This window comes from Aliisedimentitalea scapharcae (assembly GCF_045277565.1).
GTDB classification, from domain to species: domain Bacteria; phylum Pseudomonadota; class Alphaproteobacteria; order Rhodobacterales; family Rhodobacteraceae; genus Aliisedimentitalea; species Aliisedimentitalea scapharcae.
Map to the genome: position 1 here is coordinate 4,156,454 of NZ_CP123584.1, position 26,579 is coordinate 4,183,032.

Annotated in this window: 25 protein-coding genes; 14 read left to right on the forward strand and 11 right to left on the reverse strand. The window is 58.1% G+C overall.

Annotation, left to right across the window (positions count from 1 at the left end):
• Positions 1–61: 61 nt before the first annotated feature.
• Positions 62–712 carry a carbonic anhydrase gene (locus tag QEZ52_RS19325; protein ID WP_406646247.1) on the reverse strand — a complete coding sequence of 217 codons (651 nt, stop codon included), beginning with the start codon at positions 710–712 and terminating at the stop codon, positions 62–64.
• A 142-nt stretch (positions 713–854) separates the two neighbouring features.
• On the opposite strand from QEZ52_RS19325, the gene QEZ52_RS19330 reads away from it, so the two are divergent.
• From QEZ52_RS19330 to QEZ52_RS19340, 3 genes are all read left to right on the forward strand, one after another.
• On the forward strand, positions 855–1,244 hold the full coding sequence (locus QEZ52_RS19330) for a hypothetical protein (protein WP_406646249.1): 390 nt from the start codon (positions 855–857) through the stop codon (positions 1,242–1,244).
• An 85-nt stretch (positions 1,245–1,329) separates the two neighbouring features.
• Positions 1,330–2,712, forward strand: coding sequence for a leucyl aminopeptidase family protein (locus tag QEZ52_RS19335; RefSeq protein WP_406650571.1), 1,383 nt, complete (start codon positions 1,330–1,332; stop codon positions 2,710–2,712).
• A complete protein-coding gene (locus QEZ52_RS19340) occupies positions 2,709–3,539 on the forward strand; it encodes a C40 family peptidase (protein ID WP_406646251.1) in 831 nt (276 codons plus the stop codon). The genes QEZ52_RS19335 and QEZ52_RS19340 overlap by 4 nt, the downstream gene beginning before the upstream one ends.
• 98 nt (positions 3,540–3,637) lie before the next feature.
• Here the strand turns inward: QEZ52_RS19340 and QEZ52_RS19345 are convergent, their stop codons facing one another.
• The 4 genes from QEZ52_RS19345 to QEZ52_RS19360 all read right to left on the reverse strand — a co-directional run bounded on the left by QEZ52_RS19345 (position 3,638) and on the right by QEZ52_RS19360 (position 6,897).
• Positions 3,638–3,982 (reverse strand): DUF2794 domain-containing protein, encoded by a 345-nt coding sequence (locus tag QEZ52_RS19345; RefSeq protein WP_406646254.1) that lies wholly within the window; start codon positions 3,980–3,982, stop codon positions 3,638–3,640.
• Between the two features lie 55 nt (positions 3,983–4,037).
• Positions 4,038–4,481, reverse strand: a complete 444-nt coding sequence (locus QEZ52_RS19350) for a hypothetical protein (protein ID WP_406646256.1) — start codon at positions 4,479–4,481, stop codon at positions 4,038–4,040.
• On the reverse strand, positions 4,469–5,176 hold the full coding sequence (locus tag QEZ52_RS19355; RefSeq protein WP_406646258.1) for an ArsR/SmtB family transcription factor: 708 nt from the start codon (positions 5,174–5,176) through the stop codon (positions 4,469–4,471). Before QEZ52_RS19355 ends, QEZ52_RS19350 begins: the two co-directional genes overlap by 13 nt.
• 65 nt (positions 5,177–5,241) lie before the next feature.
• Positions 5,242–6,897 carry a Y-family DNA polymerase gene (locus QEZ52_RS19360; RefSeq protein ID WP_406650574.1) on the reverse strand — a complete coding sequence of 552 codons (1,656 nt, stop codon included), beginning with the start codon at positions 6,895–6,897 and terminating at the stop codon, positions 5,242–5,244.
• 91 nt (positions 6,898–6,988) lie between these two features.
• Between QEZ52_RS19360 and QEZ52_RS19365 the strand changes: the two genes are divergently transcribed.
• Positions 6,989–7,447, forward strand: coding sequence for a c-type cytochrome (locus tag QEZ52_RS19365; protein ID WP_406646260.1), 459 nt, complete (start codon positions 6,989–6,991; stop codon positions 7,445–7,447).
• Positions 7,448–7,652: 205 nt separating this feature from the next.
• Positions 7,653–8,330: a hypothetical protein gene (locus QEZ52_RS19370; RefSeq protein ID WP_406646264.1), complete on the forward strand. Its 678-nt coding sequence runs from the start codon at positions 7,653–7,655 to the stop codon at positions 8,328–8,330.
• Positions 8,331–8,375: 45 nt separating this feature from the next.
• Here QEZ52_RS19370 and QEZ52_RS19375 read toward each other — a convergent pair whose 3' ends face one another.
• On the reverse strand, positions 8,376–8,993 hold the full coding sequence (locus tag QEZ52_RS19375; RefSeq protein ID WP_406646266.1) for a TetR/AcrR family transcriptional regulator: 618 nt from the start codon (positions 8,991–8,993) through the stop codon (positions 8,376–8,378).
• A gap of 129 nt (positions 8,994–9,122) precedes the next feature.
• On the opposite strand from QEZ52_RS19375, the gene mbfA reads away from it, so the two are divergent.
• The 8 genes from mbfA (at position 9,123) to QEZ52_RS19415 (ending at position 17,646) form a co-directional block, all read left to right on the forward strand.
• Positions 9,123–10,097, forward strand: coding sequence for an iron exporter MbfA (gene mbfA, locus QEZ52_RS19380; protein WP_406646269.1), 975 nt, complete (start codon positions 9,123–9,125; stop codon positions 10,095–10,097).
• 1,056 nt (positions 10,098–11,153) lie between these two features.
• On the forward strand, positions 11,154–12,083 hold the full coding sequence (locus QEZ52_RS19385) for an AEC family transporter (RefSeq protein WP_406646271.1): 930 nt from the start codon (positions 11,154–11,156) through the stop codon (positions 12,081–12,083).
• Positions 12,084–12,195: 112 nt separating this feature from the next.
• A complete protein-coding gene (gene fghA / locus QEZ52_RS19390; RefSeq protein ID WP_406646274.1) occupies positions 12,196–13,029 on the forward strand; it encodes an S-formylglutathione hydrolase in 834 nt (277 codons plus the stop codon).
• Positions 13,030–13,032: 3 nt separating this feature from the next.
• Positions 13,033–14,514, forward strand: coding sequence for a Si-specific NAD(P)(+) transhydrogenase (sthA, locus tag QEZ52_RS19395; RefSeq protein WP_406646276.1), 1,482 nt, complete (start codon positions 13,033–13,035; stop codon positions 14,512–14,514).
• Positions 14,511–14,969 (forward strand): YaiI/YqxD family protein, encoded by a 459-nt coding sequence (locus QEZ52_RS19400; RefSeq protein ID WP_406650576.1) that lies wholly within the window; start codon positions 14,511–14,513, stop codon positions 14,967–14,969. Before sthA ends, QEZ52_RS19400 begins: the two co-directional genes overlap by 4 nt.
• A 219-nt stretch (positions 14,970–15,188) precedes the next feature.
• Positions 15,189–15,809, forward strand: a complete 621-nt coding sequence (locus tag QEZ52_RS19405) for an HAD family hydrolase (RefSeq protein WP_406646278.1) — start codon at positions 15,189–15,191, stop codon at positions 15,807–15,809.
• Positions 15,806–16,723 carry an ornithine cyclodeaminase family protein gene (locus QEZ52_RS19410; protein ID WP_406646280.1) on the forward strand — a complete coding sequence of 306 codons (918 nt, stop codon included), beginning with the start codon at positions 15,806–15,808 and terminating at the stop codon, positions 16,721–16,723. Before QEZ52_RS19405 ends, QEZ52_RS19410 begins: the two co-directional genes overlap by 4 nt.
• Positions 16,720–17,646: an alpha/beta fold hydrolase gene (locus tag QEZ52_RS19415; protein WP_406646282.1), complete on the forward strand. Its 927-nt coding sequence runs from the start codon at positions 16,720–16,722 to the stop codon at positions 17,644–17,646. Before QEZ52_RS19410 ends, QEZ52_RS19415 begins: the two co-directional genes overlap by 4 nt.
• Before the next feature lie 27 nt (positions 17,647–17,673).
• Here QEZ52_RS19415 and QEZ52_RS19420 read toward each other — a convergent pair whose 3' ends face one another.
• On the reverse strand, positions 17,674–18,918 hold the full coding sequence (locus QEZ52_RS19420; RefSeq protein ID WP_406646285.1) for an MFS transporter: 1,245 nt from the start codon (positions 18,916–18,918) through the stop codon (positions 17,674–17,676).
• Positions 18,919–19,079: 161 nt separating this feature from the next.
• Here QEZ52_RS19420 and zapE point away from each other — a divergent pair, with 161 nt between their 5' ends.
• Positions 19,080–20,156, forward strand: a complete 1,077-nt coding sequence (gene zapE, locus QEZ52_RS19425; RefSeq protein WP_406646288.1) for a cell division protein ZapE — start codon at positions 19,080–19,082, stop codon at positions 20,154–20,156.
• Between the two features lie 77 nt (positions 20,157–20,233).
• Here the strand turns inward: zapE and QEZ52_RS19430 are convergent, their stop codons facing one another.
• From QEZ52_RS19430 to QEZ52_RS19445, 4 genes are read right to left on the reverse strand one after another with little or no spacing between them, the layout of a single operon-like run.
• A complete protein-coding gene (locus QEZ52_RS19430; RefSeq protein ID WP_406646291.1) occupies positions 20,234–21,508 on the reverse strand; it encodes a bifunctional folylpolyglutamate synthase/dihydrofolate synthase in 1,275 nt (424 codons plus the stop codon).
• On the reverse strand, positions 21,505–22,449 hold the full coding sequence (accD, locus tag QEZ52_RS19435; RefSeq protein WP_406646293.1) for an acetyl-CoA carboxylase carboxyltransferase subunit beta: 945 nt from the start codon (positions 22,447–22,449) through the stop codon (positions 21,505–21,507). Before accD ends, QEZ52_RS19430 begins: the two co-directional genes overlap by 4 nt.
• Before the next feature lie 59 nt (positions 22,450–22,508).
• Entirely contained in the window at positions 22,509–23,399 is an 891-nt protein-coding gene (locus tag QEZ52_RS19440; RefSeq protein ID WP_406646295.1) for a lysostaphin resistance A-like protein, read from the reverse strand.
• A complete protein-coding gene (locus QEZ52_RS19445; RefSeq protein WP_406646297.1) occupies positions 23,386–26,517 on the reverse strand; it encodes an ABC transporter transmembrane domain-containing protein in 3,132 nt (1,043 codons plus the stop codon). The genes QEZ52_RS19440 and QEZ52_RS19445 overlap by 14 nt, the downstream gene beginning before the upstream one ends.
• Positions 26,518–26,579: the final 62 nt, after the last annotated feature.

A 26,579-nucleotide genomic window follows, 5' to 3' on the forward strand; every position in this document is an offset into this window, starting at 1 on the left:
GGATGGATGCAAAAGGTCGAAAAATCAAGCCGCCCAGAAGGCGGCTTGAGGATCGAATATCTTAAACTGGATGGAACATCTGGGCGGTGGGGTCATAGCATTCCAACCCACCTTCGCCGATGTCGGTCCACAACCCATGCAGGCTGAGCGAACCTTCTTTGACCGCATCCGCGACAAACGGAAAGGTCATCAGGTTTTCCAGCGATGCCACAACGGCCTGACGTTCGAACTGGCGGGCCTGAGCGTCGGCATCTTCGATGTCGCGTACCAGATCGAACTTTGGTTTGAGAATGTCCATCCAGCGACCGACAAAGCTTTCGCCCGATTCCAACTGGGGCGCGTGCCCTTTGCACATGTCGATACACCCTTGGACGCCGCCGCATTGCGAATGCCCCAACACGATCAGATTTGCCACTTTGAGCGCGGTAACTGCATATTCGATTGTTGCGGACGTGCCGTGGTGATCCCCATCCGGCTGATAGGGCGGCACCAGATTGGCGATATTGCGGTGAATAAAGAATTCGCCCTGATCCGCCCCGAAAATCGACGTGACGTGCACGCGGCTATCACAGCAAGAGATCACCATCGCGCGCGGGTGCTGACCTTCTCGGGCCAGTGTTTTGTACCACGCTTGATTGTCCTTGTAAGAAGTCGCTTTCCACCCGTGGTAACGGGTCACAAGATACTTTGGCAAAGGTTTAGCAAACTGCATGTCAGGTTCCGTTCGTTTCATCCCGAGAGTAATTAGCCTGTATTGATACAAAATTCGAGCGATTTGATCACCTGCTTGGAAACCTTTTGAAAACTTGTCGCCCCCAAAACTGAAGACGCCGTGGGGGCATTGAATACTTGGGGTGAACGTGGTGCCAACAATTCTAGCACTTTTGCAAAACGAACCTGTCCGTCTGGATTCTGACCAACTGGGGGTTCTCTATCGACAATTAGGCGAAACCGGCGCGCAAGATGTGATTTGCCGCGCAATCGAGGAACTGGCCGTGCGTCTGTCGCACTGTGAACGCCTGTGGCGGCAACATGATGTGCTGCAACTGCGCAAAAGTGCACGGTCCCTGGTTGCGATTTCGGAACAAATCGGGATGAGCGCGCTTGCTCGGGTCGCAACCGATGTAACCCGGGCGATTGACGCCGAGGATGAAGCGGCCGTTGGCGCGACCCTGTTTCGCCTGCTGCGGATCGGCGAACGCTCGCTAACTGCAGTCTGGGATCTACAGGATTTGTCAGTCTGATGCCTCCCTGACACGAGGGGGCTTGCAGGTGACACCGTGAAGACTACTCTGGGTATCGAGTTGCAATAAACAGAGATCTTTCATGATGCCGAATACATTTGCTCCCTCGTCGGAACAGGCCATTCCACTGCATGTTCTGGAATGCTCTGCAGTTGAAGCCTTTGTGTCTCGGCAGGACGATTCAGTCGCCAGCTGGGTGACAAGCAACGGGTTCACCGGTGCACAGGGTCAGGCCCTGTTGATCCCCGGACCTGATGCGCGTCCGATCATGGCCTTGGCCGGATATGGCACAGCGACACAGCGCAATCGCAATCGCTTTGTCCTGTCCGCAGCGGTTTCGAACCTGCCAGAGGGAATTTTTGAAATCGCGTCGGGCCTTGCCGACGAGGACCTGATTGCGGAATGTTATGGTTGGTTGATAAATTCCTATACCTTTGACCGCTACAAGCCCCAGTCCGGTTCCAAGGCGCAATTGGTTGCGCCCCCGGGAGTCGATACGGCCAGGGCCGAGGCCATGGTTTCAGCGGAGTGCCTGGTCAGGGATCTGATCAACACACCAGCGTCCGACATGGGGCCTGAAGAGCTCGCAGCCGCGGCGCAATCTCTGGCCACCGAACATGGGGCCGATATTGATATCGTCACGGGTGATGACCTTCTGAACCAGAACTTCCCAATGATTCACGCCGTCGGGCGGGCCTCACCCCGCGCTCCACGTCTGATCGACATGCGGTGGGGCAGCAGTGGACCAAAGCTGACGCTGGTCGGCAAGGGTGTCTGCTTTGACACTGGAGGGTTGAACCTGAAACCCGGCGCAAGCATGGGGTTGATGAAGAAAGACATGGGTGGAGCCGCCAATGTTCTGGGTCTGGCACACATGATCATGAGCCTCAACTTGCCGGTTCGGCTCAGGGTCTTGATTCCCGCAGTTGAAAATTCGGTTTCTGGCAATGCTATTCGGCCAGGCGATATTCTGACATCGCGCAAGGGTCTGACTGTCGAAATCAACAACACCGACGCCGAAGGGCGTCTGGTTCTGGCAGATGCGCTGACGCTGGCTGACGAGGACAATCCAGATCTGCTGATTTCCATGGCGACCCTGACAGGGGCTGCCCGTGTCGCCGTCGGGCCCGACCTGGCCCCTTATTTCACCGATGATGAAACGGCCTCCACTGCGCTGATGTCGGCGGCTGGACGGGTGGCGGATCCGATGTGGCGGCTGCCGTTTCACGACGCGTATGAAACGATGGTAGAGCCCGCTCTGGCCGATCTGGACAATGCCCCCAGCGGTGGCTTTGCCGGGGCAATCACTGCCGCGCTGTTTTTGCGCCGTTTTGCAGGTGACAGCCGCTACATCCACTTTGATGTTTACGGCTGGACTTCAAACCCAGGCCCCGCGCGCCCCAAGGGCGGGGTAGGCCAGGGTCCACGCGCTATACTTGAGGCCCTGCCCGAGATCCTGAAGCTGTGAAAGATCCAAGACGCACCCCCGCGAATGACCGCATTGTTGCGATGCATCTTGCGCAGGATCCCATCGGCACACAAAAGCCAACCACAGGAATTGAGGCACAGATTGCGGTGCCTGTGGTCGATCTGTTGCGGCGCGTTGGTGGTCCAAGGGATCGCCAGTTGCTGATGGGCGATGCGATCACGGTCTATGAGGAACGGGACGGCTGGGCCTTTGTTCAGGCAGCCAAGGACGATTATGTCGGATACATCCCGACGTCGGCTTTCGGAGCTACCGAAACCGTTACCCATTGGGTGTCAGCCCCCGCAACGCATCTGTACGAACAGGCGGATTTCAAGTCGCAGGATTTGTGCGGGCTGAGCCTGGGCAGCCGAGTTCGGGTGCTGGGTCAGTCGGGCCGGTTTTACAGAACGCCACATGGGTTTGTCCCGATGACCCATATTTCATTGTTAGAGAAAACCAGCCGTGATCCGGTTGAGCTGGCCCAGACCTACTTGGGTACGCCTTACTTGTGGGGCGGGAACAGTCGCTGGGGGATTGATTGTTCCGGGCTTGTACAGATGGCCTGTCTGGCCAGTGGGATTCCCTGTCCCGGCGACAGTGATCAGCAGGAAACTGAGCTGGGGTATCTTCTCGCGCCGGACACGCCACCAGAGCCGGGAGATCTGTTGTTCTGGAAAGGGCATGTCGCCTGGGTCAGCGATGCCGACACTCTGTTGCACGCCAATGCCCATCATATGGCGGTGACCTTGGAACCCTTGACAGCCGCCATCGCCCGGATCGCGGCTCAGGGGGATGGGCCAGTGACTGCTCACAAACGGCTGAAGTGAGCATTTGGATGCCATACCGAGCAATTTGAAGTGTAACATATTCCGGGCGACCAGAAAGCTATGCTATTCCGGCCCCCCGAACTGCGTCGGTTGCCGTCTCAGTCCACGGCGCGGATCAACTTGCGCTCGAGCACCCTCAGGACGGTTTTCAGGTCATGACCTCGTTTGAGGATCTGACCATCCATACCGACAACCGAATACTGCCCTTGGCGATTTCTCAGCTTGGGGTGTTTTTCAATGCGGTACAGGGGGAATTCGGCCGTGCGCCGAAAAACCGAGAATACGGCCATATCCCGCAGACAGGAAATGCCATAGTCGCGCCATTCACCGGCAGCAACCATACGTCCATACAGTGACAGGATCACAGCCATTTCACGGCGGTCAAAAGCAACCTGAAAGGGGATGGAGGGAGACGAAACAGGCGTTATCTGTTGAAAGCTCATACCCCAAGGGTTGCCGCAATCGCCTTGCAAATCAAGTCTTTTGACGGAAACTCTCCTATTTTCCGCGATGTGGTGCAGGAACCCACTCCTGGGGATCACCGTTCCAGAAGCGGTTCGGGTTGTCCTCATCCATACCCCGGTTGTGCCGGGTTCGGGTCGCATCAATCAGCTGGATGACCGGTTCTTCATAGGGGTGCACGTCATAGATCGCCCGCAGGATCGGCTCTAGATTGGCTCCACGCGCGCAGGTGAACACCTGCAGCTCGACGCAGGCCACCTTTATCGCGTGATCGGTCGGAGCATTTACCCCTTTGGGCAGAGACCGGAACTGCTGTTGCCCTGGCTGGGTGGTAAAGCTCACCTGATCATAATCGCCCCAAGGCAGGATATCACGGGACAGGATAGCCTGCAGCACCCGGTCGGCTGCCTCTTGCGGGACCTGAACCAGAATGTGAGTGCCGGTTTCGACGGTAAACCGCTCGGATTTCAAATCATGCATGACGCACTGCTTTCTTTTGGTGGGTCGGGATCAAGTCCCATAATCTGTGCCAGCGCCTGTGTGCCGGCGCGGGTCATCAGCAAGCCACGCTTGTAGGGTTGGTGTTTGTACCATCCGACCTTCAACCCATGGGTCATGAGTTGCCCCCCCAATGGGCCCGCAATATGTGGTTTGCGTTCCGTCCAATCCAGACAGGGGCGGGCAAAGGGCTGCCGCGCCGGCCCGTCGGGCAGGCACACCCCCAGTTTCGTCCACTGTTCAGAGGGAACGGCCCTGTATCCGCCGCTGTCAGGTATCAGCATACCTTGGGTCAGAAACGCCTGTGCCAGCGCCACGGCCACCGACCCGGCCAGATGATCGTAGCAGCTGCGCAAAGGCGCAAGCGCCCCGGCCTTGCGCAGCTGTGCCCGGTGCAAACTGTCCATCGGAGTAACTGTGGCCAGTTGTTCGAGCGCCCGGGCCACTTCGGGTCCGGCAATCCGGTTATAGACACAGCGACCGCTCTTTTCCGCGATCACCAACCCGGCCTGTTGCAACAGGCGCAGATGCGCAGTGGCCGTCTGGGCGGTGATCCCTGCGGCGCTGGCCAGCTCCTTGTTGGTGTAGGCCCGCCCCTGCATCAGCTCACACAGCATCCGGTTGCGGCTGCTATCGCCCAGGGCCTGTCCCATGATATCAAAGCGTGGTGTTGTCATGGGAACAGGGTAACCTGCGTGACGTCGGATGCCCAAGGGAAACGCTTCGCCCTCGGACGAAGCGTTCAGGCAAACCGGCCCTGGCAGAACCACCCTGACGACACCGCCCCACCATGGGCGTAAAACAACCACAGCCGTTCGTGGCACGCGGTCAACACCACCCAGTAGTCCCGCACCCCGCTGCGCCAGTTGGGGTCCTCCAGCCACCATTCCGGCGCAATTCGTTCCGGCCCCTGCGCTTCGGCCAGATTCCAATCGCGTCCCCGCCAGCGAAACCGGGGCGGGATCGTGCGGATGTCTGGGGCCTGAACGACCTCGGGCGTCCACAGCAACAATGGGCGCGGACGCGGAGCTGTTGGCCAATTGGCAGAGGGCACCGACCAGGCCGCGGCCATCACCTTGGCCGTTTTTTCGGGGATATGGGTATCGACCGGGTGCAGCCGGGTGATCGCCTCGAGCCCGACCCGTGCCCCCATCCGTCCGATCAGATCATCAAGCAATGTATTGCCTTCCAGGCGTTCCCTGACGGCCTGACCCGCCTGCAGATGCCCGACCTGGGTGCGTTCGTGAATCGGTTCCACCTGCACCGCGATCAGACGCAGCATGTCTATGCCGTATCCGGCATCAATCTGCTCCAGCTTCATCTCCAACAGCGGGCGGATTCGATGCGGGTCGCGCAGCGGGCGGGCCAGGCCCACCTCGACCCTCTCGGCCACTTGATCGGTACGATGCGCCTCGAGCCGCAACAGCCGCGCGCCCTTGCCCTTGTCTTCGAGCAGGGCACACAGCCGGGGCAGAAGCCGGTCGATCCCGGCCATCAGATCCTCGACCAAGCCGATCGGCTCGGGCAGGGTCAGCCGCACCGCAAAAACATCCGGCGCGCGGGCCGGAGAGACCGGTTCAGGCGCGCTGCCCATCGCCTGATCCAAACGCTGCACCAATCCGCGCCCGAACCGGCGGGCCAGGGTTGCACGTGGCTGTCCCAGCAGGTCTCCGACCCGGCGCAACCCCAGCCGGTTGAGCTGGGCCACGGCCGTGGCCTCCAATCGCAGCGCCGCCACCGGCAGCGGGCTGAGCGCGCCATAGGTTTGCCCCTGCCCCGCAATCCGCGCCATCCCCTGTGACAGGGGCACCGTCTGTGGCGCGGCACCGCCCCGGGTCCAGTGTTTGCGCTTGACCGCGCGCGACCGGGTGGCACGGGCCTCCTGCTGGATGGCATCGCCAGAACGGTCTGATCCGGCCCCCACCCCGGCATAACGGGCCAGGGCCCATGCGGCACCCAACGTATCGGCAATGCCCATCTGCACGCTCAGCCCCATATCGGCGCAATCCTGTTCGATCTGCGCCAACAGCGTCTCTTCCCCTCCGAACAGATGCGCACAACCGGTCAGATCCACCACCAACCCATCCGGTGCCTCATCAGCCACCCAAGGTGAATATTTGCCCGCCCAGCGCCGCAAGATCCCCAGAAATGCGGTTTCCGCCGGGCCGTTGCGATTGCGCGTCAACAGGTGAGCACACATGGCATGGGCGTCGCGCAACGGCTGACCAACCTGCAAACCTGCGGCTTCGGCTGCGGTATTTAACGCGGTGATAACCTGAGTGTTGGATTGTTCTTCGACCACAGCCAAAGGGCCGGCAAGCCCACCACGTTCGGCACGCATTACCCGCTCCGCTCCCAACCGGGGAAACCATAATGACAAAATACGGCGGCGCGACATCGGAGACCCACATGTGCTTTTGTAAATGTTCACATTCTGTTCTTATACCTGACTCGCCCTGCCAGAGTCGAGCCAAACCGGGTTCGCACCCATGCGCCTGATACCGCGACTAATCATTCTGGCCCTGATTCTGGTGGCATCAATCGCGCCAGCCCAAAACCGCGTGGAAAATCGCCACGTCGCGCAACGGATGCAGCTCATGCAGACAGGGCGGGCCGCTGTGGATGTGCTGACTGGAATGATGAGCAACCGAATCCGATTCGACAAACCCCGCGCACGGGCCGCGCGCAAATCCCTGATCAAGATGACCGACGCGATTCCCAAACATTTTCGAAAACGCCGAACTGACCCGCTGTCGAACGCCAAAATCACGCTGTGGATCAACTGGACCGATTTCAAATATCGGGCCAAGGGTGCCAACAACGCGGCCCGCGCATTGAACGCAAGATCTTTGAACGGATTGCGCGCGACATTGCCGGATCTGATGCAAACCTGCCTGTCGTGCCACCGGGCCTATCGCAAGGACCGCAAGATGGTCAAAACCCACTAATCTGGGGGCACCCATCACAGTATAAGAACAACCAACACCGCACGCGCGACCTGCCAGCAGGCATTCGGCACGCAGTGTAAACGAAGCCAAGCAATTTACATTGTCTCTGCATAGAGTAAACGGGGCAATCATTGGTTGAGTAATTGTGCACATGCCCCCGAAAAACTGCGAACTCTCGCCGCTCCTGTCATCGAGAAGCGTCAGGATGGTACTCCTGTTCTTTATGCTTTTTGGTTTTATTGCCAACACAAAGGCCATGTGGGCGGACGAAAGCCCCTATTGTCACGACACCGAACCGCTCGCACCAAATGGCGTCGTTCTTCGTATGGGGGAGCGATACTACCGGACCTGTGGGTTGTGGAGTGACAACATGCCCTGGAGGCAATTCCGATTGGATATGAACCCGAATCTGATCCCGGATCTGTATTCGCGCTACTCTCCGACAAACCTTAGCGTGTATGAAAATGTTGACGGAATTGACCGCATGGTAAACCAGACGTCCTATTTGATGGCCACAGGAACGCGGGTTTTTGGAGGCATCGAATACCAAAGCCATGAATCCAAAGTGATTGGCCCAAACGGGAAACGAAGCAGCGGCATCTACATTTTCTTTCCAAAGGAAGGGGACCACCGCGACATCCCCGAACATTGGGTAACCTGTGCCGGTTGGGGACGTATTCGATCCGACACCCTAACCTGTCATGTTCACGTAAATGTTGGTGCTGTTGTTGGAACTCTATTGTTTATCGGGTCGGATCAGCGCGGGTTTGACTTCGTCGAACATTTTCCCGGGTTCGCCCAGGACATCGCTCGCGTCCTTGAGGTTGCTGACGTGACCGACGAACTGGATGATCTGGAAAGAGAAATCGATATTGTTGAGTGAAGGTGCCTTCCGACCCTAGGGTCAATTGCGGGCAGGCAGCCCCCTTCAAACCCCGTAACGCGCCATAAAGGTATCGACAGCCCCCTGCGCAAAGCGGTTTTTCTCTTCCTGCGAGAAATCGCGCTCATGCATGAATATCGCGCGCAGCATCCACCCGGCCTTGCACAGCTCGGCAAACTGGTCGGCCGCCAGCGATATATCGTTGATCTTCAATTCACCCCGGTCCCTCGCTCCCTCGAGGTATTCCTCCAGATGCGCCTTGAGCACCAACGGGCCGCTTTCATAGAACTCTTGTCCCAACTCCGGGAACCGCTCAGATTCAGCCACACAAATCCGGAACATCTGGACGCTGAATTCGGACAGGATGATCGCCATGATCCGGTGTGCCGTCTCAAACAACACCTTTTCGGGCGAACAGGTGGTTTCCACCAATTCATCCGCCTCACAGGCCTGACGTTCACATTCGGTACGCACCACTTCGCGAAACAACAGCCGCTTGTCCGAGAAATAGCTGTAAAGCGTTGCCTTGCTGACACCAGCGGCCCGCGCGATATCATCGACGCTGGCCCCTTCGAACCCGTCGGCCATGAATACGCTGCGCGCCCCCTCCAGCACCTGATCGTACTTTCGGCCCGTTTTCACGATGCGCGTTTGCTGATTCATGCGACCCCCTTTGTCACTGACCCATTGAACTTAAACCGGAGTGGTAACCTTCAACAACAAGAATACTTGGGCTTGCCTCTACCAGCTGCAATGCTAATCTTAGAACAGTTCTAAAGAGGCAGGATACATATGCGTTTTTTCTCGCACCGCAAGCGGTTTCGCGACCTGAGTGAACAGGAAGTCATCGCACTGGCCATCTCATCCGAAGAAGATGATGCGCGCATCTATCGCGGTTACGCCGAAACGCTGCGCCAGGACTTTCCTTCCACGGCCAAGATTTTTGACGGTATGGCTGTCGAAGAGGACAGCCACCGCGCCCAGCTGATTGCCCTACACGAGGCCCGGTTTGGCCCGACCATTCCATTGATCCGGCGTGAACATGTGGCAGGTTACTATGCACGGCGACCCGTCTGGTTGGTGGAGAATCTGGGGTTGGATCGGATCCGCGAAGAAGCGGTGACCATGGAAAAAGACGCCGAACGATTTTACACAACTGCCGCAGCCCACAGCAAGGACGCGCAAACCCGCAAGCTTCTGGGTGATCTGGCTGCAGCCGAAGCCGGCCACCAATCGACTGCCGATAACCTTGCCCACACCCATCTGACCGAAGAAGGCGTGGACGAAGAGAATGCCACTGCACGGCGCCAGTTCATCCTGACCTGGGTGCAGCCCGGGCTGGCCGGGCTCATGGATGGATCGGTTTCGACACTGGCACCTATTTTTGCCACGGCCTTTGCTACGCAAGATACATGGACCACCTTTCTGGTCGGCATTGCGGCATCGGTTGGAGCCGGAATCTCCATGGGGTTCACCGAAGCCGCATCAGACGACGGCGAACTGTCGGGACGCGGATCGCCCGTCAAACGCGGCTTTGCCTCGGGGATAATGACAACGGTCGGGGGGTTGGGCCACGCCCTGCCCTATCTCATCACAGACTTCTGGACCGCGACGACCCTGGCCGGGATTATCGTGTTCATCGAACTTTGGGCCATTGCCTGGATTCAGAACAAATTCATGGAAACCCCGTTCTTCAAGGCCGTGTTCCAAGTGGTTCTGGGAGGGGCGTTGGTTCTGGCGGCCGGGATCCTGATCGGCAGCGGTTAGGTTCTCAACCCCGCCATCCGGGTGATCACGAAAAGGATCGGGCCTCGTCAACCCGTCCTCTATCCCAGCCTCCCCGGATCAATGGCAAAGAATGCCCGCCGGGAGAGCGATTGTGTGGATGTGATATGGCACGGTCCCGGACGGGTGCCCCAAAGGATCTCCCCCACACGGGCCTGTGACTACCCAGATCGTCAAACGCAGTCGCGGCGTATTTCCCAGACCGATCAATGCCCGCCCAGCAATAGAACCGCTGCTAGACAATCTGGGCTTTGCCAATGATGATATGGGCAAAGCCGGTCGGTTGACGATTGATCTAAAGACGTATTGGCGCGTGTCCATCCATGTGTTGAAGCCGAGATGGACCAAGGCGCTGAAGACACCGATGCGGCCCTGATCGCGAAAAAATTCGGAACCGGCAGCTCCGACAGCTGGAGAGTCCGGAGACATTCATGCGACGACAGCATCACACCTCCCCAGAATGTGACGACCATGCCACCCCACCGATGTACTGAGGCCGATTGAGCGGAGCACGTTCGGCCCATTTTGCGGCCTGCAGCCGCCTCTCGATATGTCCCCCTTTTAACGGCCATTGGGTTGACCCCGAATACCGTGCTCAGCTCGTCGCCCACAGCGGCTGCATATCGGGGCTATGTTGCGCATTGCTTTTGCCGGTCAGGGTTTCGCTTTGCCCCCACTCGGGCGGCTTGCGTGGTTAGGGCGTTCCCGTGACGAAGCTGTCCCAGAATGCGCCCGCCCATGGCTGCGAGAACAGCGCCTATCACCCCCTGGGATCGAACACCCGGACCGGCAAATCGCGACAGGACACGAACGGAAGAACTCCCGTGTCCAAACAGACCGCCGGCACTCCCTTGGACATGGGCGTGGCACCGCGCTTTGCGCGGTGCCACGCCCAACGGGAGGAGACTTCCGACAGGAAGGCGACAACAGGCGGGAGCGCGACGAAGACAGCAACGTTTTGTTCCACCCAAGACAGCCTGTCGCCACGTTCCCAACAGTGGACATTGCAATTTGGTCAACACATGTTACCAATCTGCCATGATCGACATTTTCATGAGAACCCTGCCGTTTTTTGCCATCATCGGTCTGGGGTACTGGGCCGGACGCAGCCGATTTTTCAGCGAAGACGCCACGGTCTATCTCACCAAATTTGTGTTCTACTTTGCCCTATCCGCGATGATCTTCCGATTTTCTGCCAGCCTGTCCTTTGCCGAAATCTTTAACGGGCGACTTGTGCTTGCCTATCTGCTCGGAACGGCGGCAACCTACCTGGTTGCCACACTTGTTGCGCGTCTGCGCGGTGTGGATATCCCAACCACGGCCGTTGAATCGCAGTGCGCGGCCATAGGCAACGTAGGTTTTCTAGGATTGCCAATGTTGGCCGCCTTGTTCGGCACGGCGGCGATTGGGGTTGTTATGTTGGTTCTTGCGGTCGATCTGGTGGTATTTTCCTCTCTGATCGTCGTTTTGATCAATGTGGGCCGCGGACAGGGGCTTGGCTTGAAAACTCTGCGCCAGGTTGGCATGGGGCTCTTGCGCAATCCCATGATCGTTTCCATTACCTTGGGGTTGTCCTGGGCCGCTCTTGCGCTTCCATTGCCCGACCCTTTCGACGAATTCCTGTCCATCCTCGGCGGTGCTGCCACTCCCGGGGCTCTGTTCGCCATCGGGGCCTCCCTGGCCAGCAAGTCTGCAGAACGGATGCAGATTGCGATTTGGCTCAGCAGCGCCAAATTGATCCTGCATCCGGCGCTGGTCGCCCTATGTGTGCTGGTCCTATTGCCCGTCGATCCCTACTCAGCAGCGGTCACCATATCGGCCGCGGCCCTGCCCGTGGCAGGCAATGTCTATATGCTGGCGCAACATTATGGAATTGCACCGCACCGCGTTTCGGCTTCGATCCTGTTTTCGACCGTGGCCAGCATAGCGACCATTCCCCTTGTCATCGCCTGGGTCGGCACCTTCTGAGCGCAAATCGACAGTATTTTGTCGCAAACCGCGCGACCTGGGACGGGCCTGTACTGGACGCGCCTCTCCCATGGCGTTAGCGATAAGCCAACAGCAAATAAGGAGTCGATTCATGGAAACCGTTGCAGAGAACAGGGCCTTTGGGGGCATTCAGGGTGTTTACAAGCACGCCAGTAGCGCCACCAAATGTGACATGACGTTTGGCCTGTTTCTGCCCGAAGAAGCCCAAGACGGCCCGGTGCCGGTGTTGTGGTATCTGTCGGGCCTGACCTGCACCCATGAAAACGCGATGGTCAAGGCCGGTGCCCAGTCCTGGGCCGCTGAACAGGGCATCGCACTGGTATTTCCTGACACCTCGCCGCGCGGCGAAGGGGTTGCCAATGATGACGCCTATGACCTCGGCCAAGGCGCTGGGTTTTATGTCAATGCCACCCAAGCCCCCTGGGCATCGCATTTTCAAATGTGGGACTATGTCGCCGAAGAGCTGCCTGCTCTGCTGGGTGAAAACTTTGCCATTGATCTGAACCGCCAGGGAATCACCGGCCATTCGATGGGCGGCCACGGCGCGCTGACCCTGGCGATGAACCTGCCCGGCCGGTTCAAATCGGTTTCAGCGTTTGCACCCATTTCGAACCCAACCGCCAGCGATTGGGGCCGCAAGCAGCTGAGCGCCTATCTGGGCGACGATGAAAGCGCCTGGGTCAAACATGACGCCACGCTTTTGATGAAGGCAAAGGGGTTTGACGGGCCGATTCTGATCGACACCGGCACCTCGGACCAGTTCATCGACCTGTTGAAGCCAGAAGCCTTGGCCCATGCAGTCGCGGAACGCCGTCAGCAGGCCACCCTGCGGATGCAGCCAGGTTATGATCACAGCTATTTCTTTGTATCGACCTTCATGGAAGAGCATGTGAGCTTTCACGCAGACGCCCTGTATCGGGACTAAGCCATGAGTGACTTCGACTATGACCTGATCATCATTGGATCCGGCCCCTCGGGCCGGTCCGCCGCCATTCAGGCGGGCAAACTGAAACGCCGGGTTCTGGTCATCGACCGCAAGGACCGGCTGGGCGGCGTGTCGGTACATACCGGCACCATCCCGTCCAAAACCCTGCGTGAAACCGTGCTGAACCTGTCAGGCTGGCGGGAACGCAGCTTTTACGGGCGCTCGTACCGCGTCAAGGACCAGATCGAAGCCGAGGACCTAAAGGCGCGGCTGCATATGACGCTGGACCATGAGGTCGATGTTCTGGAACATCAGTTCAACCGCAACCATGTGGACACGTTGAACGGGCTGGCCAAATTCATAGGCCCGCATGAGATCGAAGTCGCCACCGAAGCGGGCGACACGACCCGTCTGACAGCATCAAAGTTCCTGATTGCCACGGGCACCCGGACCTATCGCCCGGATTACGTCCCCTTCAACGGCAAGACCGTGGTCGATGGGGACGAATTCCTTGAGATGGAAGAAATTCCACGCTCTCTGGTGGTCATTGGTGCCGGTGTGATCGGGGTAGAATATGCCACGATGTTCTCGGCGCTGGATGTGCGGGTGTCGCTGATCGAGCCGCGCGACAGTTTCCTGGATTTTATCGACCGCACCCTGATTCAGGATTTCACCCATCAGATCCGTGAAAACGGTGTTGACCTGCGGTTGGGGTCGGCCGTTGAAAAGATCGAAGATGCCGGTGACCATGTCGAAGTCAGCCTGGCCAATGGTCGTCACGTTCGGGGTGAAATGTTGCTGTTCGCCGCCGGGCGCATGGGCGCAACTGCCTCGCTCAACCTCGACTCGCTGGGGGTGGAAACCGATCACCGGGGCCGGGTCAGCGTCGATCGCAAGACCTATCAGACCAATGTGCCGCACATCTATGCCACGGGCGACGTGATCGGTCACCCGTCTTTGGCGTCAACGTCACTGCAACAGGGCCGTGTTGCCGCCTGTCACGCACTGGAAACCCCGTCGCTGCCGGAAAGCCCCTGGTACCCCTATGGCATCTATTCGGTGCCGGAAATGTCCACCTGCGGCATGTCCGAAGAGGAACTGCACGAACGCGGCATCCCTTATGAAGTCGGTGTCGCGCGGTTCCGCGAAACATCGCGTGGGCACATCATGGGGCTGGAACACGGCATGTTGAAAATGCTGCTGAGCCTGAAAACCCGCCGAGTGTTGGGTGTGCAGATCGTTGGCGAAGGCGCGACCGAGCTGATTCACATTGGCCAGGCGGTGATGAACCTGAAGGGGACGGTGGATTATTTTGTCCAGAACACCTTCAACTATCCGACCCTGGCTGAAGCCTATAAGATCGCCGGCCTGGATGCGTTTAACCGGATGCCGATCCCGGATGAATTCAAGGTCAAGAAAGCAGCTAAAGTTGCTGAAAAAGTGACAGCTCCCAAGGCTGAAAAGCCTGACAAGGCCGCGGAATAGTGGTGCTGTACATTGATGCGGATGCCTGTCCTGTCAAACAGGAGGCCGAGCGGGTCGCAACCCGCCACGGACTGAAGATGTTCGTCGTTTCGAACGGTGGGTTGCGACCGTCACAAAACCCACTGGTCGAAAACGTGATCGTATCCGAAGGTGCCGATGTGGCCGACATGTGGATTGCCGAGCGCTGCGGCCCCGGTGACGTCGTGGTGACCGGTGACATCCCGCTTGCCGCCAAGTGTATCGAGGCGGGCGCTCAGGTGCTGCGCCACAATGGCGAGCGATTCACGCAGGCAAATATCGGCCAACAACTGGCCATGCGCGATCTGATGGCCGATTTACGCGCTGCCAACCCGCTGGGCGCAGGTGGCGGCGGCAAGCCGTTTTCCAAAGCGGATCGCTCTCGGTTTCTGGATGCCCTGGAACGCGAATTGCGGGCCGCCAAACGCCCAGGTTGATCATCTGGACCAAGGGCTCCCGCCCGCTGTCATTGTTCCTGGAACAATAACAGCCGTTGGGCGTGGCAGCGTCCGGGGCAAGCCCCGCCCCCTGCCATGGCTCATGATCTGTTGAATTCCGTTTGATCGCGAGCGTTTTGCTTGATCCTGCGAGCCTGGCTTGTATCTGTCGGGTGAGAGACACGCTCCTGTAATGACCAAATTGGAAAGGACACGCCCATGCCCGTCGAAGCCGTCGTGTTTGATATCGGTAATGTGCTGATCGAATGGAAACCGGAACGCTTCTATGACGCCGAAATCGGAGAGGCGCGCCGGCGGGCCATGTTTGACGAAGTTGACCTGCATGGCATGAACGATCTGGTGGATCGTGGCCATCATTTCACAGACACCGTTTATGACTGGGCTGACAAATACCCAGGTTGGCGCAATGAAATTCGAATGTGGCATGACAATTGGCTGGATCTGGCGACCCCTGCGCTCCCACATTCTGTACGTCTGATGCGGGCGTTGCGGGCCAAAGGTGTACCCACATTCATTCTGTCCAACATCGGGGTTCAAAACTGGGACATCGCAAAGGCGGAATACCCGTTCCTCGGAGAATTCGATCGGGCCTATGTCTCGGGTCATATGAAAACCGCAAAACCCGAGCCGGTGATCTATGAAATGGTCGAACAGGATTGCGGTATCGCGCCGGCTCGCCTTATCTTTGCCGATGACCGTCAGGACAATATCGACGCCGCAGCCGCGCGTGGGTGGCAGACCCATTTATTTACGCACCCCCAGCTTTGGGCGGATCGGCTGATGGCAGAAGGTCTATTGAGCACGGAGGACGCCGCATGAGTGCCCCATTCATCACATTTGACGACGGCGATGCGCTGCTCGATTGGGTTGAATACACGCGTGCTCTGGTGTCCGGTCACAGCCTGCCCAAGGCCGAAATCGACGACACGTTTTTGTATCGGGACCCTGACACTCTCCTAAGCCGCTCGGCCTGGATCGACGGCATGGGGATTGCGGTAAAATCAGCGACAATCTTCCCGCGCAATCCCGACAAAGGAGCACCCATGATCAACGGTGCGGTCTCCTTGTTTGATGACGCCAATGGCACATTGTCGGCGCTGCTTGATTTTCACCTGGTAACCAAATGGAAAACCGCCGGGGATAGCTTGTTGGGCGCCCTGAAACTGGCCAACCCGGAAAGCCGTGAGATTCTGATCGTGGGTGCCGGGACCGTGGGTGGATCTCTGATAGACGCCTTTTCGGCCGGTTTTCCGAACGCACAAATCCGGGTTTGGAACCGAACGCTGCCCAAGGCGCAGGATCTGGTGGACAGCCGCCCAGGGACGCTGGTTGCGCCCCAACTGGAGGCTGCAGTGCGCGCCGCCGACATCGTCGTCACCGCCACCATGTCATCTACGCCAGTGGTTTTAGGCGATTGGCTGCGCCCCGGACAACATCTGAACATGATCGGTGCCTATCGCCCCGACATGCGGGAAACCGACGACACCGCGCTACTGCGCAGCAAGGTCTATGCCGACAGTCTGGATACCACGTTGGATCATATCGGCGAGTTCAAGATCCCGTTGGAACAAGGCGTGATTTCACGTGACCACGTTCTGGCCGACTTTTATAGCCTTGACCGTTTCCCCAGCTATAATGCCGATGACATCACGATCTTCAAAAATGGCGGCGGGGCGCATCTGGACCTGATGACCAGCCACCACATCCTGCAGAAGTGGAAGGAACAGCAATGATCTGGGTTCTTGGTGTTCTGATTGTTGTGGCAGCCATCCCTGTCGTGATCGAACGCCGACGGTCCAGAATGTCGACCCAGATCCGCCAGAACGCTCCGGGACAGTTTGCAACCCTGTCCCTCGGTCTGACGCATTACCAGTGGATTGGCCCGATCCGAGGGCCGGTTGCGGTATGTGTTCACGGTCTGACCACGCCATCCTTTGTCTGGCAAGGATTGGCAAGCGGGCTGTCTGCGATGGGGTACCGGGTTCTGGTGTATGATCTGTACGGGCGCGGATACTCGGATCGGCCAACCGGAGAACAGAACCAGGACTTCTTTGTCAATCAACTCGAAGAGCTGTTGGCCGATCAGAATGTTGACGATGACTTCACCTTGATCGGCTATTCGATGGGCGGCGCGATCGCGACCGCCTTTGCTTCCCAATACCCCAACAGAGTTCGCCAGCTGGTCCTATTGGCTTCGGCGGGGCTGAACACCGACTTTGGTCGCCTGACTGAGATCATACAAAAGGTGCCGCTGATTGGAGACTGGTTGATGCTGGCCTGTTTTCCCGTTCTCCATCGACGCACCGCCCGCGCAGAAATCGGCCAGCCCAGTTCGGTGCCGGATATCAGCAATCTTATGCAGAACGAACTGCGGTACCAAGGTTATGTTCCGGCCGTGCTCGCCGCATTGCGTGGCATCCTGACCAAAGACATGAGCCAGGATCTGCAGAAGGTTCACCGCGCGGGCGTGCCGCTGTTGGCGGTTTGGGCCCGCCACGACACGACCATCCCCCTGTCGTCATTGGGTCGACTGACCACTGTCAGTCGATCCGCCAAACAGGAGGTCATCGATGACGCGGGGCATGGCCTGGTCTATACACATACCGACGCGGTTTTGGATGCGCTGCGCGAAACATTGCAAGACGGGCTCAACTGAACATCCACCTGTTGTCATACCGCCTACTCAGACGGCAACAACCGCGGATTTGGGACGGTTTTCACGGATCGGAAGGTGAACAATGGCGCTGAACGCACCAATGCCAACGCCGATCCACCAGACCAACGTGTAATCGCCATAGATGTCGTACATCCGTCCACCCAGCCAGACCCCCAGAAAGCTGCCCAGCTGGTGGCTGAAGAAGATGATCCCGTACAGCGTTCCCATATAGCGAACCCCGTAAAGATGCGCGACCAATCCAGACGTCAACGGAACCGTAGCCAACCACATCGATCCCATCGCAACCGAAAACAGCACAACCGTCGTCGGGGTGATCGGGAGCAGAATGAACAGGCTCGCCGCAAGTGTCCTGCCTGTGTAAATACCCGCCAGCAAGTACTTCTTGGAAAACCGGTTGCCAGCCCACCCTGCAGTCAGCGTCCCCACGACATTCGCCGCTCCGATCAGAGAAATCGCCACCGCTCCCAGCAAAGAGGTCGATGAAACCCCAACATTGTCCAACATACCTCCGGGCAGAATCGGTCCGCACATTTCGGTGACAAAGGCCGGGAAATGCGCTGTGATAAAACCCAACTGATACCCACAGCTAAAGAAGCCGACAAAGATCAAAGTATAGGACGGGTCCTTGAACGCCTTGATCAGGATCTGCCCCATGCTTTCCTGCAGTTCCTGTTTGGATGCAACAATCGGGGCCCGCATGAATGGGAGCGACAGGATGGTTGCAAGAACCGCACCTGCAAACACAACAAAGACCTGCTGCCACGGCAGAAATGTCAGCAACCATTCCGCAGCCGGGGCACCCAGGATTTGCCCCACCGATCCGGCCACCGTCACGATTGCCAGCGACATCGACCTATTTTCATCCGAACTGGCGCGTCCGACAACGGCCAACACGACCCCGAACCCGGTCCCAGCAATGCCGAACCCCACCAACCACGCATATATTTGATGCTCGAACGGGGTGCTCGACCCGGCCGTCAACACAAGGCCCGCTGCATAGGTCAAAGCCCCCAGGATGATCGCCTTGCGATCCCCTATCTTTTCTGCCAGTGCCCCGAATATCGGCTGGCCGATCCCCCAGGCCAGGTTTTGAACGGCGATTGCCATCGAAAATTCGGTACGCAACCACCCGAATTCAGTCGCAACAGGGATCTGGAACACGCCAAACGACGCGCGCACTGCAAAATTGATCGTGACGATCAGACACCCCACGATCAAAACCGGGGTGAATAAGGAGTGACCTTTGTCCATCGCGCGTCTTTCCGAAAAACTGAAGAACCAACTTAACGGGTCTGGCAATTGGATCAAATCAGAATTTTTGACGGCCGGGGAAACGAAATTTGAACTGACGCGACGTATCAGGATAACATCGGGCGCTTTTCTTCATTTGTGGCGCGCGGTATGGCTGGGTCATGTCAAATGTGAATGCGCTTTATCAACAACGAATTGCGGCGGGCGACCTGCGCCCGGACCCTGTGCAGCAGGACGTCATGCCACAGTTTCAACGGATTGCCGACGGGTTGACCGCTGATCCTGTCAAACGCGGTTTATTCCGCCGCGCTGCGCCACCACCGGCTCCAAAAGGGTTGTACCTGTGGGGCGGGGTTGGCCGCGGCAAGTCCATGTTGATGGATCTGTTTGTGGACAGCCTGGGCGACATCCCGGTACGCCGGGTGCATTTTCACGCCTTTATGCAGGAGATCCACAGCGCCATGCACGAGGCCCGTCAACGTGGGGTCGACGATGCCATTGCGCCAGTAGCAGCAGACGTCGCGTCCAGCGTCCGCCTGTTGGCTTTTGACGAAATGCAGATCACCGATATCACCGATGCGATGATTGTCGGACGCCTCTTCGAAGCCCTGTTTGCAGCGGATGTCGTTGTCGTGACCACGTCCAACCGGGTGCCAGATGATCTGTATAAGAACGGATTGAATCGGCAGTTGTTCCTGCCGTTTATTGAGCTGATCAAGGGCAAGATGGAAATCCATGAACTGGCCAGTCCGACGGATTATCGACAGGACCGCCTGCAGGGTTCACAGGTCTATTTCGCGCCCAACGACGCCAGCGCCCGAGCGCAGATTTCCGCAGTTTGGACAGATCTGTCAGGAGGCGAGGCCAGCCCGCTGACCCTGGAAGTCAAAGGACGCGAAGTCGTTCTGCCCGCTTTTCGCAACGGCGTGGGACGAGCCAGCTTTTACGATCTGTGCGGCAAGATGCTGGGACCGGGGGATTACCTGTCCATTGCCCAAGAGGTAAAGGTTCTGGTGCTAGAGGACATCCCGCGCCTGAGCCGGAACAATTTCAACGAGGCCAAACGCTTTGTCACTCTGATTGATGCACTGTACGAGGCACGGGTACGGCTGATCTGTTCCGCGGCGGCGCAGCCCGAGATGCTGTACGTCGAAGGCGAGGGCACCTTTGAATTCGAACGTACAGCGTCGCGTCTGCGCGAGATGCAGGACAAGGACTGGGGGCAATCCGACACCTAAGAGAGGGGGCGCTGCCCCCTCGGCCTTGCGGCCTCACCCCCGAGGTATTTGGGACCAGAAAGAAGCGAAACCGGGGGTTAACCGTTTTCGCGCAGGATATGCCCGGCCAGATACAGCGACCCGCAAATCAGAACCCGGGCCTGCGGATCCTGTGCCAGAATGGCGGCAAGCGCGTCGGCTGTGCTGTCAGCCGTTGCGGTTTGCAAGCCAACCTCGGTTGCGGCGGCGCTGGTTTCTTCGGCGCTGAGCGTATTGATCTCATCCGGGATCGAGATCGCGGCAAGGCTGGTCGCATGGGCCGCCAGCGGACGCATGTAGCCGGTCACATCCTTGGTATTGAGCATCCCGCAGATCAGATGGGTCGGGCGTGCAGGCAAGTTGCTCAGAACATCGGCCAGCGCAATGCCTGCGGCGGCGTTGTGGCCACCATCCAGCCAGAGTTCGGCCTCAGGTGCCATATCGACCAACGGGCCGGTCTTGAGGCGCTGCATTCGGGCAGGCCAGACGGCGTTGACCATCGCAGCCTCGCAGGCGGCATCGTCCGCGCCAAGGTGGCGCAGGGCCGCGATTGCCGCTCCGGCGTTCTGAATCTGATGCGCGCCCAAAAGGGTAGGAAGCGGCAGATCCAGCAAACCGGTTTCGTCCTGATAAATCAGGCGACCACGTTCCTGGCTGACATGCCAGTCCTGTCCGTGGATCAAAAGCGGCGCACCAAGACGGGTTGCCACGTCTTCGATAACCGCGAGCGCTTCGTCGGGTTGGGGACCGACCACGCAAGGGACACCGCGTTTGATGATCCCGGCCTTCTCTGCCGCGATTTTGGCGAGTGTATTACCCAGAAATTGCTCGTGATCGATCGAGATGGGGGTGATCACAGTCAACGCGGGCGCGTCCAGAACATTTGTTGCATCCAGGCGCCCACCCAGACCGACCTCGAGCAGAGTGTAATCGGCAGGTGTTCGGGCAAAAGCCAACAGAGCCGCGCAGGTTGTGATTTCGAAATAGGTGATGTCGATGCCACCGTTGCTGGCATAACATTCATTCAGAATTTCGGTCAGGTGGTCCTCGCTGATCAGTTCGCCCGCCAGCCGGATGCGTTCGTGAAACCGTGCCAGATGCGGGGAGGTATAGGCGTGGGCAGATTTGCCCATACCTTCCACCCCTGCGCGGATCATCGCCTGGGTCGACCCCTTGCCATTGGTTCCAGCCAGGTGAATCACAGGAGGCAGATCGTTCTGCGGGTTCCCCAATGCATCCAGAAGGCGCCAGACACGGTCCAGTGTCAGGTCAATGATTTTCGGGTGCAGCGCCATCATCCGGGCGAGAATGGCATCCGATGTCTGTGTGGTCATTCGGGTTTGGCCTCGGCGGGCTGTTCGTTGGATGGCTGCGGTATTGCCATTTCGGTTTCATCGGGGGCGGGCAAGTCGCCCTTGATCGCGGGCGGTTGATTCAGCAACATCCGGGTGATGGTGATCAGCTCTTCCCGCATTTGCGTGCGTGGCGTTACCCGATCCAACATCCCGTGATCCAGCAGGTATTCAGCGCGCTGGAACCCTTCGGGCAGCTTTTCCCGGATGGTCTGTTCAATCACCCGCGGGCCGGCAAAACAGATCAACGCATTGGGTTCCGCGATCTGCACATCCCCCAGCATCGCATAAGAGGCCGTCACCCCGCCGGTGGTTGGGTGGGTCAGAACCACAATATAAGGCAGGCCTGCTTCCTTGAGCATCTGAATAGCCACAGTGGTGCGTGGCATCTGCATCAAGGACAGGATGCCCTCCTGCATGCGCGCGCCACCTGCAGCCGAAAACAGGATCAAGGGGCGACCGAGCTCCACGGCCCTTTCGGCGGCGGCAATAATCGCGTTGCCCACATACATGCCCATCGACCCACCCATGAAGGAAAAGTCCTGGGCCGCAGCGACGATCGGAGTGCGTCCGATTTCACCGGTGGCAACCAGCATCGCCTCTTTTTCACCCGTGGATTTCTGTGCCGCCTTCATCCGATCAGGATATTTTTTCTGATCCTTGAATTTCAGAGGATCAGCAGTGGGTTCAGGCACATCGACCTCGGTGAAGATACCGCCATCAAACAGCGCATCAAACCGGGCACGCGGTGTGATGCCCATATGATGGCCACAGCTGGTGCAGACGTTCTGGTTGTCGCTGAGTTCGCGGTGGAACAGCATGGTCCCGCATTCATCGCATTTCTGCCACAGGTTTTCGGGGACTTCGCGACGCGAAAAGATCGAGTTGATCCGGGGGCGAACGTAATTTGTGATCCAGTTCATGGCGGGCCTCTGCTGGGGCGGTTCTGCGCTCAAATAAGCGTCTGTGACAACAATTGCAATCAGCGGCGAATGGCAAGACGCGCAACAAGCCAGCTGACACCGATGATTGCAAGGTCGACGATCAGCCAGGGACGCACGGCCTGGGTGTCCGTGAGTTCGTATGGAAACAGATAAAGCGACAGGCCGCTCAGCTCTCCTGGGGTAGAGACGATCAGAACCGCTGTGGTATTATTGAAGAAATGCATGGCGATGGCCGGTCCCAGGGTTCCAGAGCGGGCGGTCAAATCCGCAGCAACCAACCCAAAAACACCGGCCCAAACAGCCACCAAAAGGGCATTGTCGCCCGCCTGCGCCGGGATGTAGTGCCCCAAGGCAAACAGAAGAGACGGGATCAGCAGGAACACCCATTTCGAGCGGAACCGCGCCGCAAGTGATTGCTGGGCGAAACCGCGAAACAGGATTTCTTCGGCACCGGTCTGGATCAACAAGGCCGCAAGCGACAGAGGCAGAAGCGCCAACCATCGATCAATCGGCAGATTGGGAACCAGCGGTTCGCCGACCGAATAGGGCGGCAACATGCCCAGGACAAATGTCAGGGCCAAAAGGTACAGCAAAACCCGACCAAATTGCCGCCAGAACACCCCCATCGGACCAATCAGATCAAACACGGATCGGTGCTGTACCAGACGAACGCCCAGGTGCACGCCAATGATGCTGAACCCAAAACTACCCAATAACACCAGCAACGCTCCGGGTGTTGCGCCCAGCGCCAGATCCGAACTCCATTGCGGTGGCGTCAGCTGTTTGATCACAGCGCTGAAAGCCAGACTAAGACCAACGGTCGTCACCGCAATGACAGCCAACGTTACTCCGGTCCGCCACAGTTCCGCCCGCCCCCGCAAAGCGGCAATCCGTGCTTCCTGTGGCTGATACGCGCTAGGTCCCGACATCCTGTCCACTCACACTGTCTTGGGCATCTTCGGTCTTGATGTCCCACCCTTTGCGGATCACGCTCGCCAAATCAATATCCATCGACTCCAACGCGCGGCCAACTGTTTCCAGATGGCCTGCCACGGTCTCCAACATGGCCACTGCAACATTGGCATCGTTTTCGATGACCGCCCTGAATTCTTCGGCCCCCAAACGCAAGAAGCAACTCTCTGTAGTGGACGTCAGATCCATGCGCCGGACCCCACCTGTCAGGATCGTCAAATCTCCAATCAGACGCCCGGGTTCAATGACGGTCAATGCAGGGTCATCAGGTCTGCTCCCCGGCCACCGCAATTCCGCAGCGCCCGAAACACACAAATAGGCAGAATCGGCAACTTCATTTGCTCTGAACAACCGGTGCCCGGCTGAAACGTTAACCCACTGCCCCGAAAAAGCGAGAAGTCTTTGGTTGCGCTCATCGAGACGGGCAAACAGATCGTTCGACGTGATCGCCGCGATCTTGCGTTGAAGATCCGCAGTTGCAGTATCCGCACCCATCGCCTGTTGCGTTCGCTTCACACCGTCCACACGACCGTTCTTGATTTCCACAAACAGATCATATCTTTCGGGATGAGCGAATTGCTCTTCGAGAAAGATCATGATCGAACGTGGCAGCAACTCACGCAGCTGGTGACGGGTCTGCAGGCGGCTTTCGGCGTCATGACTGGCCAGAACCGTATCCATGACCAGTATGTCCGGGCGTTTGATTCCCGCCCGCGAAAACGCCGCGCGTTCCTGGAACACTGTGGGCAGGTTGGAGCCACCCAAGCCGGTCTTGAGGTCAAACAGAACGGCAGCAATCGGCTGGCGCAGCCCATGCGCGTTCAGGACTTCGGCGGCGATGTCTTCTATCATCTGAGCCCGTGCACCTGCCCGCAACGAAATCCGACCGTACAGCAGGTTTTCCAGAACCGTCAGCCGCGGCACATAAGTATCGGGCGCGACCCGGCGGAACATGTCCCCGGTGGACGCCAGAATGCGCGGGCCGCTGCTGGCACGGATATCCAAGATCTTCTGTTTGTATTCTTCCGGGAAAGCAGCACCGATCTGTTCAGCCGTCAACAGGAAGGGGACCGTCATCAACAAAGCGCGATCATCCCGGCTCAGCTTGCTTTCGCCGACTTCCTTGCGACGGTTCACGATATCGCTGAGCCGCCGATACATTTCAGGTTCCAGCCCCAACCGGCGAAACAACGGGTGGTCGGTGTCTTCCTGGCCAAAGGTATGCTGCAGGGTTTCCATCACGCCCAACGAAATTTCCATACCTTCGCGCGCCATACCCAGTTCTTGCATCAGCTCGTAAAAGCCGGTCTCCATCGCCAATGCTTCCTGGGAAATCTCACGCGTGGGTGATGCAAACAGCAGGTTGCCGCCCAATGGAACAGCGGGGTTGAACTGTTCAGGATCAAAGCGAAACACCAAATCATCCAGCCCGGCCTGTTTCAGTTTTTCATGCACCACTGGCCGCAGGGCAATGATTTCACGAACCAGATCCCGATGCTTGGCCTCATCAAGACGTGACAAAAGAGTGCGGCGGAAATGCTGTTCATCAATGCCCATCGCCTGAACCAGTTGGAACCACCAATCACAAATGGATTCGCGGTCGCTGAGTTCGGCCAGATCCGGGTTGATCCAATCCGAATCCAGCAGATATTCGCTGTTCCCGGATCGTTTTGCTTCGTTCAGCCTGCGTTCTTCTTCGCGTGTTAGAGGCAATCCCGTGTGCGGGTGTGTCTTTAGCGACATCATCAGGTTATCGCCCAACGTGCCGTCAAACAGATAAGGGCGCGAATGCGCATATCCAACACGCGCAGCAATCACTGCCTGATGCAGATCGTTCAACTTGTGCCCGGAGAGGGTAACCGTCCCGTGTGACGGGACGACCTCACGGGTCAACAACTGCGCAAAGGCTGCCCGTTCAGCCGGCACAGGGCTTTTGATGGCCACCCTCGCCCCCGGCGGAATCTTCAGCGAGATGTCTTCGAGGATGGTATTCCCGTCTGCATCCCGCACGGTCACATCGTCCAGCACCACGGACCCCGTCAGATGCGGAATACTGTCCGGCTCCCCCTGGAACAGCTTTTCAGGCACCATGTTGCGGGGGGCGAACCGTTCCGTCACAACCGTCCAGCGCAACGACATGTCCTGGATCTGGTTGTAAAAAGTCAGCAATTCCTTCCAAGGGGCGCTAAGATCCTTGTAAGCCCCTAACGCCGCGACCAACGCCCCCACGGTGATCTCACCCTTGATCACCAGATAACCACCGACCGAATAAAACAGAAACGGTGTCAGCTGAGTGATCAGGTTGTTCAAGAACTTCATAAAGAACTTCTTGCGGTAAATCTTGAACCGGATGTCGAACAGCCGCCCCAACCGATCCGAGATCAACGCCAGCCGAAACCGCCATCCGCCGTTCGAACGCAAATCGCTGATGCCTGCAGCGCTTTCGCCGATTTCCGAAGCCAGATGACGGACTTCCTGAATGCGTTCCTTGTTCAAAAGATTGATCTGGCGCTGCAGGCGCGGGATCACCCAGGCCTGCAGAGGGATCAGCATCACCGATGCCAATCCGAACCAGACACTTTGCATGAACAGAAACGTCACAATGGTCAGCATCTGTCCGGCCTGGAACACGGGCTGGGCCACGGCATCCCCCATCAACCCCCCCATGGGTTCGGCTTCGGAGGTGATCATCGATACCAGTTCGCCCTGCGACGTTTTCTGAAAATAGGGTTTGGGAAACCGCATCATGCGGGCGATCAGCGAATACCGCAGCCGCCGCAACATCCGTTCGGCCAGAACACCTTTCATGGTGTTCAGCCGCATCTTGAGCATCCCGGCTGCCAGCACGGCACCCAGAAATGCCACACACAGCAACATCAGATACTGTGTCTGACCCAATTCAAATCCGAGCACATCATAGGATGCCGCCTGCATCCCGATAGCATCGTTGATAATACGTTTGGGTAATTCCAGCGTCGCATAAATAAAGGGAAACGTGAGAATCGTTAGCCCCAGCAATACCAGCTGTTGCCGTTTTGAGTATTTCCAAATGAATGAAAACAGGGTGGGTTCCATACCCGATCCTTGCCTGATTTGCAGATTAACATCCCGAATATGCGCCTGTTGACCGGTGCCGT